This is a genomic window from Cobetia sp. QF-1 (assembly GCF_002213105.1).
GTDB lineage: Bacteria > Pseudomonadota > Gammaproteobacteria > Pseudomonadales > Halomonadaceae > Cobetia > Cobetia crustatorum.
This window is the reverse complement of sequence record NZ_NBVS01000003.1, coordinates 366,441-383,554: the sequence shown is the minus strand read 5'-3', so window position 1 is coordinate 383,554 and position 17,114 is coordinate 366,441. Positions and strand designations below refer to the sequence as shown.

The window sequence follows — 17,114 nt, the reverse complement described above, 5'->3', positions numbered from 1 at the left end:
AGAAAAGCCCCCGCACCGGAAGGTGCGGGGGCTTTTGTTATTGCTCAGTGCTGTGACTACCCAGCACCTGTTGCCAGTGCTAGAGCGTTTCGATCTTGGTGCGCTGACTTTCCAGCAGAGCCAATTCTGCTTGCGCATCGGCTAGCTTGGCGCGTTCCTTCTCGACGACATCAGCTGGCGCGCGGCCGACGAACTTCTCGTTGCTGAGCTTGTTCTCGAGGCCGGTGATGACCTTCTGCTGCTTCTCGTGTTCCTTGTCGATGCGCTTGAGCTCGGCTTCCTTGTCGATCAGACCTGCCATCGGCACCAGCACTTCCAGCTCACCGACGCGCTGAATGGCGGACATCGGCGCTTCATCGCCCGCGGCGAGGAAGGTGATGCTCTCCAGGCGTGCCAGCTTGGAGAGGAAACGACGATTGGCTTCAAGGCGCTCATCGTCACCGGCCGCACCGTTTTTCAGGAAGACATCCAGCGGCTTGCCTGGAGACAGGTTCAGCTCGTTGCGGATGTTACGCACAGCGATGATGACGCCCTTGAGCCACTCGATATCAAGAATGGCCTGCTCATCGATGCGGTCTGCCTCGGCCTGTGGCCATGGCTGGCTCATGATGCTCTCACCTTCGACCGACTTGCCGGCGTAAGGCGCGATGCGCTGCCAGATCTCTTCGGAGATGAACGGCATCATCGGGTGAATCAGGCGCAGGATGGTCTCCAGTGCGCGCACCAGAGTGCGACGTGTGCCGCGCTTGGCTTCCGCGCTGGCATTCTCGTCCCACAGTACCGGCTTGGACAGCTCCAGATACCAGTCGCAGTACTCGTTCCAGATGAACTCATACAGTGCTTGGGAGGCGTGGTCGAAGCGGAACTCTTCCAGCGCGCGGGTGACCTGCTGCTCGGTCTGCTGCAGGCGCGCGATGATCCAGCGATCGGCCAGTGACAGCTCGACGGCTTCGCCGTTGACGCCGCAATCCTGGTCTTCGGCATTCATCAGCACGTAGCGCGCCGCATTCCACAGCTTGTTGCAGAAGTTGCGATAGCCGTCGAGGCGACCCATGTCGAACTTCACGTCACGCCCAGTGGAGGCCAGCGACAGCAGGGTGTAGCGCAGCGCATCGGTGCCGTGTGGCTCGATGCCTTCCGGGAACTCGTTGCGCGTGGCCTTGGCGATTGCCTTGGCCTTCTTCGGCTGCATCATGTTACCGGTGCGCTTCTCGACCAGCGCGTCGAGCTCGATACCGTCGATCAGGTCGATGGGGTCGAGCACGTTGCCCTTGGACTTGGACATCTTCTGTCCGAGGCTATCGCGCACCAGACCATGCACGTAGACCTTGCGGAACGGCACTTCACCTTTGAACTTCAAGGTGAACATGATCATCCGAGCCACCCAGAAGAAGATGATGTCGAAGCCGGTGACCAGCACATCGGTGGAGTGGAAGGTCTTCAGTTCCTCGGTATCTTCTGGCCAACCGAGGGTGCCGAAGGTCCACAGGGCCGAACTGAACCAGGTATCGAGAACATCTTCGTCCTGACGCAGGGCGATATCAGCACCGAGGTTATTCTCAGCGCGGACTTCTTCCTCGTTACGGCCAACATAGATATTGCCGTCGTTGTCATACCACGCTGGAATACGGTGTCCCCACCACAGCTGACGCGAGATACACCAATCCTGGAGGCCACGCATCCAGGAGAAGTACATGTTCTCGTAGTTTTTCGGCACGAACTCGATATCGCCATTCTCGACGGCCTCGATGGCCGGACGTGCCAGCTCTTCGACGGCGACGAACCATTGGTCGGTCAGTAGTGGCTCGATGACATCGCCGGAGCGATCGCCATGAGGCAGGGTATTGTTGACGGCTTCGACTTGCACCAGCAGACCCAGAGCATCCATGTCAGCGACCAGCTTTTCGCGCGCGACGAAACGGTCCAGTCCGGCGTAGGCGGCCGGCAGACTGGCGTCTTCATCCGGTTGCGGACGGCCCTGTAAATCGAAGATCTCGGCGCGTTCCAAGATGGTGGCATCCTGGCTCATCACGCTGATCAACAGGTGGCCCTGACGCTTGCCGACTTCATAGTCATTGAAGTCGTGTGCCGGAGTGATCTTGACGCACCCCGAGCCCTTCTCGATCTCGGCATGTTCGTCGGCAACGATGGGAATGCGACGGCCGACCAGCGGCAGTTCGATGAACTTGCCTATCAGACTTGCGTAGCGTTCATCCTTCGGATTGACGGCGACGCCGGTGTCTCCCAGCAGGGTTTCTGGCCGGGTGGTGGCGACAACGAGGTAATCCTTGCCGTCGTCAGTCTTGACGCCATCGGCCAGCGGATAGCGGAAGTGCCAGAAACTACCCTGTTGCTCGCGATTCTCGACCTCAAGATCGGAGATGGCGGTGTGCAGTGTCGGGTCCCAGTTGACCAGACGCTTGCCACGATAGATCAGGTCTTCTTTGTGCAGACGCACGAAGACTTCCTGAACGGCCTTGTAGAAGCCGTCATCCATGGTGAAGCGTTCACGCTTCCAATCGATGCTGGTGCCCATGCGACGCAGCTGACGGGTGATGTTGCCGCCGGACTCTTCCTTCCATTCCCAGATCTTGTCGGTAAAGGCTTCACGTCCGAGATCGTGACGTGTCTTGCCTTCCTCGGCGGCGAGCTTGCGCTCGACTAGCATCTGGGTAGCGATGCCGGCGTGGTCGGTGCCTACCTGCCACAGGGTGTTGCGCCCCTGCATGCGACGCCAACGTACCAAGGTGTCCATGATGGAGTCCTGGAAGGCGTGGCCCATGTGCAGGGAGCCGGTGACATTGGGCGGCGGGATGACCAGTGAGAAGCTCTCGCCCTGGCCTGACGGCGCAAAGCGATTCTCGGATTCCCAGCGCTCGTACCAGCGCGTCTCGATGGCGTTCGGTTGGTAGGTCTTGTCCATGGGTCTGCAAATGATCCGGTTGGGCGGGACGTCCCGCGCCGGCTCAGTGAGCGGGGCAGCGCAGGCAGAAAATGGGCTCGATTATAGCGCCGCTGATGTCAGGCGTCATTCGTGATGCAGAGGCATCGGCAACTTGCTGTCTGTCTGACGTGACTCACTGCATATTAAAGTAGGCAATATCCACGCAGCGATGCCGTATCCTGTCGTCTTCCGGGGACCAAGGTGCCGGTGATGTACTGTTACTTGTCAATTTCGTTCGTTTTTTCGTCGTGGAGTCGTAATGCTCAAGCCATCCTCATCGGATGCGTCACCTCGTCCGACCCGTCGCTGGGTGTGGCATGAATTGCTGCGTCATGCACTGGTGCCGCTGCTGGTATTGGAAGTGGCACTGCTGGGGTGCTATCTGGTACTGCACTGGCTAGTGTCCGGGCAACAGGAAGCGGCACGCAATGAGCTGATCAACACCCAGATGGAGCAGTTGGTTCAGTACGAGGCAGAGCACGTCAATCTGGTCGTCAATGACTGGCGCACAGAAGCACATCAACTGGCACGGGGCACCTTGCGGTATCTGGATTCTTCCGTTGATGCGGCTCAGCGTGAGCGAGAACTCAAACGGCATAAACGCAGCAAGGATGGCACGCTTTATGCGCCGGACAATGATGGCGGTGCAGGCTCCTATTATTCATCGTTGGTACCCAGTTATCTGCAAGACCATGACAAGGTCGTGCGGCTGGCAACGATGGATTTTCTGATGGACGACATGCTCGATACGCGCCCTGAGCTACGCCAGATCTGGTTTTCCAGCTATGACGGCTACTTTCGGGTAGAGCCGTGGAATGATACGCACACTAACTTTACGCCAGGTGTCGATCTCACCAGCTATGGCTTCTATTACCTGGCCGATGATCGCAACAACCCCAGGCGGGGCGCTGTGGTGACGCCGGCTTACCAGGACCCTGTCGGCAGCGGTTGGCTGGTCTCGACGCTGATGCCAGTGCATCGCGGCGATTTTCTGGAAGGTGTTGTCGGTCTTGATGTCACGCTAGATGCGCTGGTAGAGCGTCTAGAAAGCGCTGATCTCCCCTGGGGGGCTTATCTCGTGCTGGTTAGCGGCGACGGCGTGCTAGCCATGCCGCGGAGTGGTGAACAGGATTTCGGCGCTTATCCCGCACCTCGAATAGAGCCATTGCCGTTGCCACGTGATCGCTTTCTCGATACGGCTCATGATCAGGGGCGCTCTCCTCAGATGGCGCACCTGTTGCGCAGTATCTCTGATCAGCCTCAGGGCGTTCAGCGCATGCCATTACTATCAGGCGAGCGTCTGGTGGGATGGCACTCGGTAGCAGGGACCGACTGGCAGCTACTGGCCGTCGTCGATGCGCAACAGATAGACAGTGGTACTGATGTCTGGAACGTACGCTTTAACCAGTTGGGCTACGTGATGCTGGTAGGCTTGATTGTCTTCTTTCTCGCATTGCTGGTGATGATGCGCTGGCGGGCCGAAGCGATGGCCGCCACGCTGTCGGAGTCACTGGCACGCCTCAGTGAAATGGCACTGCGTATTGGACGAGGCCAGCCGGTGGTTCGAGAGCGCTTTCTGCTCGAGGAGCTGGATCAGGCGGGGGAGTCATTGCGTGAGGCGGCACTGCGGCGTGATCAGATTGAATTGGAGCGCGCAGAAGGCGCTCGTCATGTCGAAATGGTCATGGCAGCCTCGGGCGATGCCACCTGGCGCTATGACTTCGAGCGCGATGACCTCTACTTTCACGAAAACTTCTTCCTGATGCTGGGGCTGCCGATGCGCGGCAGCATGCATCTGGCGGATCTGGATGCCATGACGCATCCGGAAGATCTGGCGGGCCTGCTGGAAGCCCGCTGGCGAGTCATGCACGGCGATAGCTGGGCTGAGGCGCGAGACGTGCGCTATCGACACGCGCAAGGTCACTGGGTGTGGGTACAGGTGCGTGGACAGGTGACACGGCGTGATTCGGATGGACGCCCCTTGCGCGGTACCGGGCTTGCGCTGGATATTCAGCGTCACAAGCAATCGCTGCAGTTACTCGAGGCCGCACGTGACAGTGCTACCGAGGCCAGTCAGTCCAAGTCGCGTTTTTTCTCGAGCTTCAGTCACGAAATCCGTACGCCGCTCAACGCCATCATGGGCTTTACCGACCTGCTATCTGAAGAATCCGCACTGACGCGTGAACAACGCCGTTATGTGGAAGAGGCGAGCCATGCTGCCGAGCAGCTATCAGCCTTGATCGAGGATGTGCTGCAGATGTCGAGCCTGGAAGCAGGTGAACTGCCTCTCGACTGCCAGCCGATGTCGGTAGGCCAGCACCTACCCCGTGTCATCGGACAATATCAATCGCGCCTCATGCAGGCAGGACTGGTGCTCACGCTTGCACTGGAGGAGTCGACGACATGGCTGAATGCTGACAGGCGTAGGCTCGATCAAATCATGGGTAACCTGATGGGAAATGCCATCAAGTATAACCGCACGGGTGGCTGGATCCGTATTGCCATTGGCCAAGGGCCCAATGCAGATGGCCGCGAGATGGGGTGGGTTGAGGTGGCTGACGGTGGTTTCGGTTTTGATCCGATGCAATCTGATCAGCTATTCCAACCATTCTCGCGACTTGGACGGGAAGATTCCGGTATTGAAGGCACTGGGCTGGGGTTGGCCCTGTCACGCGAGCTGGCACGTCGCATGGACGGCGATATCACGGCAGAGAGTGTCTTGGGTGACGGTGCTTGCTTCCGCGTGTGGCTGCCGCTGGCGGATGTCAGCGCACATGAGCATATCGTGCAGGCAGCATGGTCGGCTGATCGTGTGCTGCCAGTGCCGTGCCGTTGGCTAGTGATCAGTACCCGATCGGAAGATAGGCTGCGTCTCGAAGTCATCGGCAGTCATATCGATAATCTGGAGATCATTGCGGCCGGTAGCGCGGCTCAGGCATTACGATTGGTGCGTGACATCAGTCCATGTCTGGTGCTATTTGGCCATGTCCCCGACATGAGCGTGTTAGCGCTCTTTGCAGAAATTCAGCGTATGCCGCGCGATCAGCCGCTATGGGCGGTGCGCTTGGGGCCACGTGACATTGGAGAGGAGCAGCTTGGATTGCCGAAGGCCTTCTTCGATACAGGAGAGAGTCCGCCGACCATTCCTGATATAGAGCGCTGGCTTGACTGGCTGGTGAGGAATTTTCAGGCGCAGAGATAAGCGGCTCAGCTAACGCCCTTGAGCTGGTGCGAGCGCACTGCGTAACCGCGCGACTTGTAGGTGCGCCAGCATTCACGCTTGGTCACCAGCACATCCTGATGCTGATTGATGATTTCTGCGACGCGATCGAAGCGTGAGAACCATTCGGGAATCTCAGGATGCAGGTTGAGCAGTGCTTCGATGCCTGGTGCAGGCGCTTCCTGCCAGCCAATAGTGACAGGCGGGCGCGGTATGTCATCGGCGTGCTCGGCCTCACGTGCGGCAGTGTCGAGATCGATATCCAGTGCATGCGGCACGAAGCTTTCAGGGCGGAATTGCCACAGATGTTCATCGAACTGGCGCGCCATGGCCTCATCCTCGACATGCACGTGCAGGCGAAAGCCCTTGGCATGGATGGTCTCCGCCAGTCGGCAGGCGAATTCCAGCCGTGCTGCAAGCGTGGTGTCGGGCAGAATATAAAAGTCGATCTGGGTCATGGGGCACCGCTGAGCAGAAAGGTCACGATCAGACACGCAGGATACCGCACTCGTGGCATGCCTTCGACGCTAAACATACTGATAAAAAGCACGCTGGTATGAAACACGAAGGCCCGCCTCGAGAGAGGCGGGCCTTCGTATGGATGGCTGCACCGGGAGCTTGCACGCAGACGTTATCTGGCGAACACCATGATCACGCCAGGCGAGTCATCCAGCCACGAGTGTCTTCTGCGCGACCATACTGCAAATCGAGCAGCTGGCTGCGCAGACGCATGGCAACATCGCCGGCATTGGCGGTCAGGTCGAGACGGCCATCTTCGCTGGCCAATTCACCGACGGGCGTGATGACGGCCGCAGTGCCACAAGCAAAGACTTCGGTGATCTCACCGGAGGCAATGCCTTCGCGCCATTCGTCGATGCTGATCGGGCGCTCTTCCGGCGTCAGGCCGAGATCGGTCGCCATGGTCAGGATGGAGTCACGCGTGACGCCTTCCAGAATGGTGCCGGTCAGGCGCGGCGTGACCAGACGGCCATCCTTGTAGACGAAGAACAGGTTCATGCCGCCGAGCTCTTCCACCCACTTGTTCTCTGCTGCATCGAGGAAGACGACCTGATCACAGCCGTTGGCTGTAGCTTCGCTCTGTGCGGCCAAGGAACCGGCGTAGTTACCGCCACACTTGGCAAACCCCGTTCCGCCAGCGGCAGCGCGGTTGTAGTGCGAGGATAGCCAGATGGAGACTGGCTTGATGCCGCCCTTGAAGTAGGCCGCGACCGGTGAGGCGATCACGTAGTAATCGACTTCACGCGATGGGCGCACGCCAAGGAAAGCTTCGCTGGCGATCATGAATGGACGCAGATAGAGGCTGCATTCATCGCTGGCGCTGGCTGGTGTCGGCACCCAAGCACTGTCTTGAGCGAGCAGGACCTTGAGCGAACCGATGAAGTCTTCGTCGCTGAGCTCCGGCAGCGCCAGACGACGCGCGGAGTTACGGAAGCGCGCAGCATTCTTCTCGGGACGGAAGGTCCATACCGAGCCGTCTGCGTGACGATACGCCTTGATGCCCTCGAAGATTTCCTGTGCGTAGTGCAGCACAGAGGCAGCAGGATCAAGCATCAGCGGGCCATAAGGGCGTACTTCATGGCCATGCCAGCCACCATCGACGGTCCAGCGTACATGAGCCATGTGGTCGCTGAAGTGACGGCCGAAACCGGGATTGGCAAGAATGGTGTCACGAACGGCAGCATCCGCCGGTTGTGTGGACGCGCGGACGTCGAAGCCTTTGGTCACGTGAGTGTCTCCGTAGCAGCGAGACCCCCAGCGCAAGACGCTGGGGGTCGATCATTTTTATAGGCTAGCCGGATCAGAGGCGCCCGAGGGAGTCTCTGATCCGCATGCCTCAACGCTAGCACGCTCTAGAGAGCATGCGAAGCCTCAGACAGTCTCTTCCTGCGGGGTATTGAGTTCCGCCTCGCGATCCAGCAGATATTGGGTCAGCAGGCCGACGGGACGACCGCTGGCGCCTTTCTGCTTGCCGGACATCCAGGCCGTTCCGGCGATATCCAGATGCGCCCACGGGAAGGTATCCGCGAAACGGGACAGGAAGCAGCCCGCAGTGATCATGCCCGCTTCGCGACCGCCGATGTTGGCGATGTCCGCAAAGTTGGAATCCAGCTGGCTCTGGTACTCATCCCACAGCGGCATGTGCCATGCGCGGTCCCAGGCCTCTTCACCGGCGTCCAGCAGGTCGAGTGCCAGATCATCATCGTTGGAGATCAGGCCAGTGGCGTGATTGCCCAGCGCGATGACGCAGGCACCTGTCAGCGTGGCGATGTCGACGACACTGGCTGGCTCGAAGCGCTCGGCGTAGGTCAGGGCATCACACAACACCAGACGGCCTTCGGCATCGGTGTTGAGGACTTCGACCGTCAGGCCCTTGAGCGTCTTGATGATGTCGCCCGGCTTGGTGGCACGACCGTCCGGCATGTTCTCGGCGCTGGCCACGATACCGATGATGTTGAGCTTGGGCTTGAGTGCCAGCACGGTGCGCATGGTGCCGAAGACGCTTGCTGCGCCGCCCATGTCGTACTTCATCTCGTCCATGCCAGCACCCGGCTTCAGAGAGATACCGCCGGTATCGAAGGTGATCCCTTTGCCGACAAGCACGTGCGGGGCTTCGTTTTCGTCTTCTGCACCACGATATTCCATCATGATCAGGCGGCTCGGCTCTTCACTGCCGCGTCCGACCGAAAGCAGCGACAGTGCGCCTAGCGCTTCCAGCTCTTCTTCCCCCAGTACGGTGACCTTGAGAGCGCCTGCGGAGGCTTGGCCCAGCTGCTCAGCGCGTTCTCCCAGATAGCGCGGCGTGCAGACGTTGCCCGGCAGGTTGCCCAGCGTACGTGCTTCGCTGACACCTTCACCAATGGCAGCACCGATATGCAGACCAGCTTCCAGCTCGGCTCGCTGGCCTTTATCGGCACTAACCACGCTCAGGCGAGTCAGACTGACAGGCTCGCCTGGCTTGCTCTTCATTTCGGTGAAACGGTAGGCGTTACGCAATGCGCTCTCAGCGAGCATGCGCGCCTTCCAGTCGGCGTCGCGCAGCTCGATGCTCAGCTCGTTGACGCCGGCAAAGGCGGCGTCTTCAATCGGCAGCTTGAGCAGTGCGATCATGGCGGCATCGAGGCCCCGCTTGAAGCGGCTCTCGTCGAGTTTGTCTTCGTTGCCGAAGCCGACCAGCAGCAAGCGCTGAGCGCCAAGGCCCGGTGCGAAAGGCACCAGCAGGGTGTTGCCCAGCTCGGGCTTGAAGTCGCCGCGCTCGATCAGCTGGGAAATCAGCTTCTCGCTGGCATCGTCCAGACGTGCAGCGGCACCGGAGAGGTCGCCCTCTAGAACAGGTACCACCACGCAGGCGGTTTCAAGCTGGGCCGGATTGGCAATGACTACAGGAAATTCCATGGCAACTCCACGCGCGCGGATAGGGATACAAAAGTGAGAGACACCGGCAGGCCGATCGGATCAGGCAGGCTGCGGTATCCGAGGGTCATTGTCTGGATGGGGGCGCAAACGTGCAATGACAAGCGCTTGTGTCAGCTGTCCCATTACGCTGAACAAGAAAGATCATTGCAATGGAGTAGCCGCGACAAGCCGGTATGCTTTCTGGATAATGCATTCACATGCATTGCTGGGTGTCTGGCTCCATTCAGTACCGTTGTGCCAGTGTACGCAAAGGCCGCTCGCCATGCATGAGGGCGATGATGCCTTTATGTGATCCGCACCGTTCATTCACCGGCTATCATCGTTCAGGTCAACACGCTCGGTTACGGGCGGGAAACAGGAGTTCTACTTGATCATCTTCCGCTACCTGACTCGCGAGATTCTCACCACCATGGCTGCTGTGGCTGGGGTGCTGATGCTTGTCATCATGGGCAGCCGATTCATCCGCTATTTCAGTGATGCAGCGGAGGGGGACTTCCCGGCGTCGATTCTCGGTAGTCTGATGCTCTATCACCTGCCCGGTTTCTTCGAGCTACTACTGCCGCTGTCGTTCTTCCTCGCAGTGTTGCTGGCGTTCGGGCAGCTGTACATGAACAGTGAAATTACCGTGCTGGTGGCGTGTGGTGTCGGGCCGGAGCGCCTGCTGCGCGTCACTCTGCTGCCGGCTCTGCTGGTCACGGCGATGGTGGCGGCGTGTAGTCTCTATCTGACGCCGGCCGGTGCGCTCAAGAACGAGTTGATATTGGAGCTGCAGAAGCAGAAAACTGATTTCTCGGTATTAGGTGCAGGGCGTTTTCAGGATATCGGCACGCGTACCGTGTATGCCGAGAGCATGAGTGGTGACAACAGTGAGCTGAAGAACGTCTTCATTGCCGAGCGTGACGACAAGAAAGCTGCCAACACTGCTGATAGCGAGCCGCGTCAGTCGGTCATTCGTGCCCAGCGTGCCTTCCAGGAGGTTAGTCCCGAGACGGGCAGTCGCTATCTGGTGCTCGGTAACGGTACCCGCTATGCCGTGGAGCCGGGCAAGGCGGTTGCTCAGCGATTGGGTTTTGATCGTTACGGTGTACGCGTTACCGAGGGGCAGGACGCGGCGAGTTTAAAGGACGACATCGAGCTTGCGACGACTGCTGAGCTGATCGCCACTGACACGCCGGAGGCCAAGGCCCAGCTGCAGTGGCGTATTTCGCTGCCACTGATGGTGCCTATCTTGATGCTGATCGGCTTGCCGCTTGCGCGCGTTAACCCGCGTCAGGGGCGCTTTGCACGCTTATTGCCGGCCATCTTTGTTCACATTACCTATTTGAGTTTGCTGATCGCGGCACAGAACGCCGTGGCTTCCGGCAAATACCCGGCCTCTATTGGCCTATGGCCCATTCACGGCGTCTATCTGGCGCTCGGCATCTGGCTGAGCTGGCGCGACAACCGCGGAGGTGGCCGCTGATGCTGCTTGATCGTCTCGACCGTTACATTGCGCGTAATGTGCTGGTGGCCATGCTGGTGGTGCAGGTATTGATTCTCGGGCTTGACCTGATGATTACCTATATCAATGACTTGGGCGACGTGGAGGGCGGTTATGGTGCCCTGCAGGTACTTATCTATTTGCTGATGCGGCTACCATCGCGCTTTTACGAATTCGTGCCTGTGGGTGTGTTGCTAGGAGCATTGATTGGTCTGGGCAGCATGGCTTCCAGTAATGAGTTGACCATCATGCGTGCTGCGGGGCGTTCGTTGACGCGCATTCTCTGGGGGGTGATGAAGCCGCTGGGGCTGGTCATCGCGATCACCATGGCAATCGGCGAGTATGTCGCGCCGGTCACTGAGTTACATGCAGATGCCTGGCGTGCCGAGAAGCAACAGGGCGCTGGCGCAGTGTATGCCGAGGGAGGGGGCTGGCAGCGTGAAGGCAATGACTATTATCGCTTCGGTTCGATCAGAAGCGATGATGTGGTACTCAATGTCACCCGTTATCGCTTTGACGATGAGCAGCACCTGAATCAAGCGCTATATGCCAAGCGTGGTGTGTGGGAAGGGGACGAATGGACGCTGGAAGGTGTGGAGACCACTACCTTCGAGAGTCGCGATGGCGAAGCGGTAGCCACCAAGGTGGCGCAGCAGGATTCACGTCAGTGGGACACGAGTCTCACGCCTGACTTGCTCAAGCTGGTGATCACTGAGCCAAAGCAGCAATCAGCCTCTGACCTGTGGCGCTACGCCAGTTACCTGAAGGAGCAAGGACTCTCTGCCAATCAGCCATTGCTCTATTTCTGGCAGAAGATTCTACAACCCCTGACACTGGCAGCGTTGGTGCTGGTCGCCGCCTCCTTCGTGTTTGGCCCTTTGCGCACGGTGGCAGCAGGTACGCGGGTGTTCTACGGCATCATCGTGGGCCTGCTTTTCAAGTATCTGCAGGACCTGCTGGCGCCCGCCTCGGTAGTGTTTGGTTTTGCACCTATCTGGGCAGTGCTGGCGCCTACGCTTGCCTGTTATGTGATCGGTCTGCTGCTGATACGTCGCAGTGGCTGATTCAAACCGCGCAGGACGGCGGTGTTTTGCGCAGGAGAGCGTAGCGCCTGCAGGCTTGGCGCGCCGGTTGGGAGGGGTGATCTACGATACCTTCCTCGTGCTGGCGCTGCTGATCGTGCTCAGCTTTGTCGGCGTGGCGGCCAACGATGGTGAGGCTAATCAGTCCCCGCTGTTCCGTTCGTTGCTGCTGGTTGCCATGTATGCCTTCTTTGCCTACTTCTGGAGCCGCAGTGGTATGACGTTGGGCATGCAGGCTTGGCGGATCCGGATACAGACTCCAGAGGGCTGTGCTCCTACACTGACGCAGTGCCTGATTCGTTTTTTGATCGCTGGGCTTTCACTGGCTTGTTGCGGCTTGGGGTATGTCTGGCAACTATTGGATCACGAGCAGCGCAGCTGGCAGGACATTGTCTCCGGAACTCGGGTTGTTGTGATACCAGCGCGCGGTAGGCGCGGCTGATTGGTACGAGTCTTGTCATGCAGCACACAAAAAACGCCCCGCCAGTCATCGACTGGCGGGGCGTTTTTTGTGTGCTGCATGTATATCTCAAGCTGATCAGAGACCCGAAATGAGTGTCACTTAGACACCCAAGAGACCGTCGAGGCGAGTGATGATGCGTTCGACGCTCGCCCGTGATACTACCAGGCTATCTTCCTGTATTGCGGTTTCCGGCAGTTCGCGCGGCAGGTCGATCACTGCGGTACCCATACCTTCGAAGCGCACGCCATCACGATAACGTACGAAGGACAGCTGACCGATCGGGCGCTGGCCGTCGTGGTCGAGACGTGCCAAGCGAGTGAATGCACTGACGGTATCGAAGACAGGAGCGCTGGTCAGCGGCAGGTGGGTCAAGCGCCATGCCAGCCAGTCGTCCACGACCAGTGCTTCATCACGCAGGGTGGCGAACCAGTGACGCGCTTGATCAAGGCGATAGCGGGCGCGGCCCTGCTTATCGAGCCACAGTACGTCGGCACTCGCCTGGCGCGGGCTTTCCAGCTCGCCGGGCAGGTACAGCCATGCTTCGGTCAAACGTTGCAGGGCGCCCGGCAGTGGCTCATCCAGTGTGCGATCACTGAGAGAGTCCAGTGCGCCGTTCAGGTCACCTTGGTCAGCACTGGCACCGGTATTGGAGTAGCCGACGTTATAGCGCCACACGCGATCGGAAATTTCCTGAGTGACGACATGATCCTGCGGCAGAGCGATATGGTTCATCAACTCACGAGCATTGCAGCTCTCATCCACCAGCCCTTCGCGGCGCGCTTCACGGTACAGGTTGCGCAATAGCGGGTTGAGCGGCAGACGGTGATGATCGCCGAAGCAGATACCTGCATCCCGGACAGCATCCAGGTTCAAGGGTAGATGAGAGGTAGCATGATGATCGGCAGTAGCGAGTAGTGAAGACATCAGATTAAAGCTCCTTACAGATTGGCAAAGCGAGGATTGGCAAAACAGAAACAGTAGACAGATTCAGGCCGGTCACGGCGTCAGCATGGCGCCCATCATCGGCATGCCGATGGTGAGGATGGCCGTACTGGTGTGCGTCGACGGAATCTCTTGTTGTGTCCTGTTCATATGCTTTTCCTGATTGCCTGGCTGGCCGTGGCAGTCATTTGCCTCAACGACGTGTGACGCATATTGATGCGATTGTCGGATGGCCAACCGGAATTGCCAGTAGGTGGCAATTTATTATGTTTTGTTGCCTTGTTGCGGCTCAATGTATAATCGAGCGTTATACATATTAGCGATACTGCCCAAAATCGCAACCCTGATTCATGGATTTACACGGTGTTGCGGCATATCACCACCGCTTTTTGGCTGAGCGCATGGCCTGTCATCCGTGTGGCTCAGCGCTTGATGCCATGCTCATTTATACGGCGACCTATTTCCGTGATGCAACGAGTTTTGACGTGTGCTGCGGCATTTTGCGCGTTTTGGTTGTCAGGAAACTTCGTTGAGTACGCTTTCTTGGGAGGTGTATCAAGCGCCGCAGGAGAGGAAAGAAGGATTCATGGTAAATGGTGGTCGTGTAAGTGACTGACTTTTCATGTAAATGAGAATTTTTTGCAGCTAGGTATTGCGCATCTTTCTGCGAATCATTTACATTTGTCTCACTCGGAGCGATGAGGTGAGCCATGTACGTCTGTCTGTGCAAGGGTGTGTCAGACCATAAAATACGCGAAGTCGTTCAGCAGGGAGCACGTAGCTTCCGTGAAGTCCGTGAGCAGACCGGATGCGCGACCCAGTGTGGCAAGTGTGCCTGCATGGCCAAGACCATCACGCGCGAGGCAGTGACTCGCGAAATGATGCCGTTGGAAGATCTCGCCTACGCTGTCTGATTCATCGTTCGTCCTTGTCATCGAAGTCTTTATTAAAACGCCCGCGGCCAAGTCAATTGACTTGGCCGCGGGCGTTTTGGTTTGAATGCGCTCGTTACGCTTTATTCTCACATGACAACGCGGATACCAATCCTTACCATTTGCGCCTAAAAGTCGATAACTTGTTGCTATGTCTCGAAAAATCCGTGTAATTGGGTCATACTTGCCTGACATGATGAGCAGGGCGTTTTGTACTGATGCCCTGATGGCACCCTGACACTGGCGTCATGCCGGTAAGCCAACAGACAGATAAGAGAGGAATGGCGATATGAAAGGTGATCCCAAGATCAATGAACATCTCAACACGATACTGGCCAATGAACTGGTCGCCATTAACCAGTACTTCCTACATGCGCGCATGTACAAGGACTGGGGCCTCAAGCGTCTGGCCAAGTGGGAATATGACGAGTCCATCGAAGAGATGCGTCACGCTGACACCCTGATCGAGCGCATCCTGTTCCTGGAGGGCCTGCCTAACTTGCAAGACCTCGGTAAGCTGCGTATCGGTGAGAACACCAAGGAAATGCTTGAGTGTGACTTGGCGCTAGAGCATCAGGCTCACGGAGATCTCAAGGAAGCGATTGCCTACGCTGAGCAGGTGCGCGATTACACTTCACGTGATCTGTTCCGCAAGATCCTTGATGACGAGGAAGAGCATATTGATCACCTGGAGACCGAGTTGGGTCTGATCGAGAAAGTCGGGATCGAGTTGTACCTGCAAAAGCAGATTCACCACGAGATCGACTGATCGAGTGTCAGTCGCTGGCTGATCAAATGATCTGAATGAAAACGCCCCCGTTGCCAATGGCAGCGGGGGCGTTTCGTTTGTGCGTGGTCAATGTTGGCAGGTGGTTACTTGCCCAGATCATTGACCAGCAGTGCTTCGACGGCAGCGATGCGTGCATCGAGGCTTGCCGTATCGGCCGCCAACACCGTGATATGGCCGATCTTGCGCCCTGCACGTGGTGCCTTGCCGTAGTCATGCAGGCGAGTGCCTGGTACGGCCAGCACGGCGTCACGCGCTGGCATGCGTCCGATGATGTTGAGCATCGCACACGGTGCCAGCAGACTCGTTTCGCCCAAGGGCATATTCGCGACGGCTCGCAGATGGTTCTCGAACTGACTGGTAACGGCACCTTCAATGCTCCAATGGCCCGAGTTGTGCACCCGCGGGGCGATCTCGTTGGCCAGCAGGCGGTATTGCCCAGCATCGTCGGAGACCACGAAGAATTCGAAGGCCATCACGCCGACATAGTCGAGTTCGTGCATCACGTTGAAGGCGGCCGCCTCGGCCACGTTCTGCAGCGGATGCTCTGCCAGTGGTGTGGCGCAGTGCAGAATGCCGCTGCGGTGCTCGTTGCGTGACAGTGGCCATGCACGGGTTTCACCGTCACGGCTACGTACGGCGATGACCGAGACTTCATGATCGAAAGTGATGAACCCTTCTAGAATCAACGGCACGTTGCCCAGTTCTGCGAAGGTGCCTGCGACATCAGCCATTTCGCGCAGGACTTTCTGGCCCTTGCCGTCATAACCCAGCGTGCGCGTCTTGAGCACGGCAGGTAGTCCGATGGTCGCAACGCCAGCGTCAAGATCTGCCTGATTGTCGACCAGCGCCAATGGCGGTACCTCGATGCCCAGACGCATGAACAGCGATTTCTCGCTCCAGCGATCACGTGCCGTATCAAGTGCCTTGGCAGGCGGATAGGTCGGGCGGCTGGCGGCGAGGGTAGTCACGGCATCCGAGGGTACGTTCTCGAACTCGAAGGTGATGGCATCAGACGCTGACACCAGCTGCGCCAGCGCCGCGCCATCTTGCCAATCCGCCTTCAGATGATGGCCATGAGCGCGGCCGCAGGGATCATCGGAAGGATCAAGAAAGGTGAAGCGGGCATTCAGGGCCGCACCGGCCTGAGCCAGCATGCGGCCCAGCTGGCCGGCGCCTACGATACCGAAGCAGAACGGCTGGCTCATGGCTCACTCGCCTCCGAGGGTCAGGCTGGGCGCATCGGGGCGCGGGTCCGGATTGTCGAGTATCCGGTCGGTCTGTTCGGCACGGAAGTTGATCAGAGCAGTACGAATGGCCGGATACTTGTTGGCCAGCTGGCTGGCGGCGAGCAGGGCAGCATTGATTGCACCGGCGCGGCCGATGGCCAGAGTGCCGGTTGGAATGCCAGCCGGCATCTGCACGATGGAGAGCAGCGAGTCGACACCCGAGAGCATGCTGGACTGTACCGGCACGCCGAGAACGGGCAGCCAGGTCTTGGCAGCACACATGCCTGGCAGATGAGCTGCACCACCGGCACCGGCGATGATGACCTCAAGGCCACGCTCCGCTGCGGTATCGGCATAGTCAAACAACAGGTCGGGCGTTCGGTGGGCAGAAACAACCTTGACCTCATGCTCGATCCCCAGGGCTTCCAGGGTCTCGACCGTATGGCACATGGTCGCCCAATCCGATTTCGATCCCATGATGACACCAACCAGTGCGCTCATGCTTCCTCCGCTCTTGACGTGGTATGAACCAGCTCACAGCGTCTGCTGTATCAGACGATCAGCGCGCTGTGTGGGCGTGGCCGAGGCGGCGGGGCAGAT

13 protein-coding genes are annotated in these 17,114 nt (G+C 58.6%); 6 read left to right on the top strand and 7 right to left on the bottom strand.

Translation table 11 applies throughout. The annotated features are described in order from the left end of the window. Window positions 1-79: 79 nt before the first annotated feature. Window positions 80-2,923, bottom strand: a complete 2,844-nt coding sequence (locus CFN46_RS08095) for a valine--tRNA ligase (protein WP_088743195.1) — start codon at window positions 2,921-2,923, stop codon at window positions 80-82. A gap of 280 nt (window positions 2,924-3,203) precedes the next feature. Here CFN46_RS08095 and CFN46_RS08090 point away from each other — a divergent pair, with 280 nt between their 5' ends. Beyond that, complete coding sequence (locus tag CFN46_RS08090; protein ID WP_088743194.1) at window positions 3,204-6,146, top strand: ATP-binding protein; 2,943 nt, start codon at window positions 3,204-3,206, stop codon at window positions 6,144-6,146. 5 nt (window positions 6,147-6,151) lie between these two features. Here CFN46_RS08090 and CFN46_RS08085 read toward each other — a convergent pair whose 3' ends face one another. The 3 genes from CFN46_RS08085 to CFN46_RS08075 form a co-directional block, all read right to left on the bottom strand. Continuing rightward, window positions 6,152-6,622, bottom strand: a complete 471-nt coding sequence (locus tag CFN46_RS08085) for a DNA polymerase III subunit chi (RefSeq protein ID WP_088743193.1) — start codon at window positions 6,620-6,622, stop codon at window positions 6,152-6,154. 193 nt (window positions 6,623-6,815) lie between these two features. Then, window positions 6,816-7,910 (bottom strand): branched-chain amino acid aminotransferase, encoded by a 1,095-nt coding sequence (locus tag CFN46_RS08080; protein ID WP_088743192.1) that lies wholly within the window; start codon window positions 7,908-7,910, stop codon window positions 6,816-6,818. Window positions 7,911-8,054: 144 nt separating this feature from the next. Next, window positions 8,055-9,578, bottom strand: coding sequence for a leucyl aminopeptidase (locus CFN46_RS08075; protein WP_088743191.1), 1,524 nt, complete (start codon window positions 9,576-9,578; stop codon window positions 8,055-8,057). A 388-nt stretch (window positions 9,579-9,966) separates the two neighbouring features. On the opposite strand from CFN46_RS08075, the gene lptF reads away from it, so the two are divergent. From lptF to CFN46_RS08060, 3 genes are read left to right on the top strand one after another with little or no spacing between them, the layout of a single operon-like run. Next, entirely contained in the window at window positions 9,967-11,061 is a 1,095-nt protein-coding gene (gene lptF / locus CFN46_RS08070; protein ID WP_088743190.1) for an LPS export ABC transporter permease LptF, read from the top strand. Continuing rightward, window positions 11,061-12,143 carry an LPS export ABC transporter permease LptG gene (gene lptG, locus CFN46_RS08065; RefSeq protein WP_024952943.1) on the top strand — a complete coding sequence of 361 codons (1,083 nt, stop codon included), beginning with the start codon at window positions 11,061-11,063 and terminating at the stop codon, window positions 12,141-12,143. Before lptF ends, lptG begins: the two co-directional genes overlap by 1 nt. Continuing rightward, window positions 12,136-12,603 carry an RDD family protein gene (locus CFN46_RS08060; RefSeq protein ID WP_088743189.1) on the top strand — a complete coding sequence of 156 codons (468 nt, stop codon included), beginning with the start codon at window positions 12,136-12,138 and terminating at the stop codon, window positions 12,601-12,603. The genes lptG and CFN46_RS08060 overlap by 8 nt, the downstream gene beginning before the upstream one ends. 120 nt (window positions 12,604-12,723) lie before the next feature. Here the strand turns inward: CFN46_RS08060 and CFN46_RS08055 are convergent, their stop codons facing one another. Beyond that, window positions 12,724-13,548, bottom strand: a complete 825-nt coding sequence (locus tag CFN46_RS08055) for a hypothetical protein (protein WP_088743188.1) — start codon at window positions 13,546-13,548, stop codon at window positions 12,724-12,726. Window positions 13,549-14,276: 728 nt separating this feature from the next. On the opposite strand from CFN46_RS08055, the gene CFN46_RS08050 reads away from it, so the two are divergent. Beyond that, complete coding sequence (locus CFN46_RS08050) at window positions 14,277-14,480, top strand: bacterioferritin-associated ferredoxin (RefSeq protein ID WP_024952939.1); 204 nt, start codon at window positions 14,277-14,279, stop codon at window positions 14,478-14,480. A 307-nt stretch (window positions 14,481-14,787) separates the two neighbouring features. After that, window positions 14,788-15,267: a bacterioferritin gene (gene bfr / locus CFN46_RS08045; protein ID WP_024952879.1), complete on the top strand. Its 480-nt coding sequence runs from the start codon at window positions 14,788-14,790 to the stop codon at window positions 15,265-15,267. A 104-nt stretch (window positions 15,268-15,371) separates the two neighbouring features. On the opposite strand, the gene CFN46_RS08040 is transcribed toward bfr, so the two are convergent. Both CFN46_RS08040 and purE read right to left on the bottom strand, forming a co-directional pair. Further along, window positions 15,372-16,493 carry a 5-(carboxyamino)imidazole ribonucleotide synthase gene (locus CFN46_RS08040; protein ID WP_088743187.1) on the bottom strand — a complete coding sequence of 374 codons (1,122 nt, stop codon included), beginning with the start codon at window positions 16,491-16,493 and terminating at the stop codon, window positions 15,372-15,374. Between the two features lie 3 nt (window positions 16,494-16,496). Then, complete coding sequence (purE, locus tag CFN46_RS08035; protein WP_088743186.1) at window positions 16,497-17,015, bottom strand: 5-(carboxyamino)imidazole ribonucleotide mutase; 519 nt, start codon at window positions 17,013-17,015, stop codon at window positions 16,497-16,499. Window positions 17,016-17,114 lie beyond the last annotated feature (99 nt).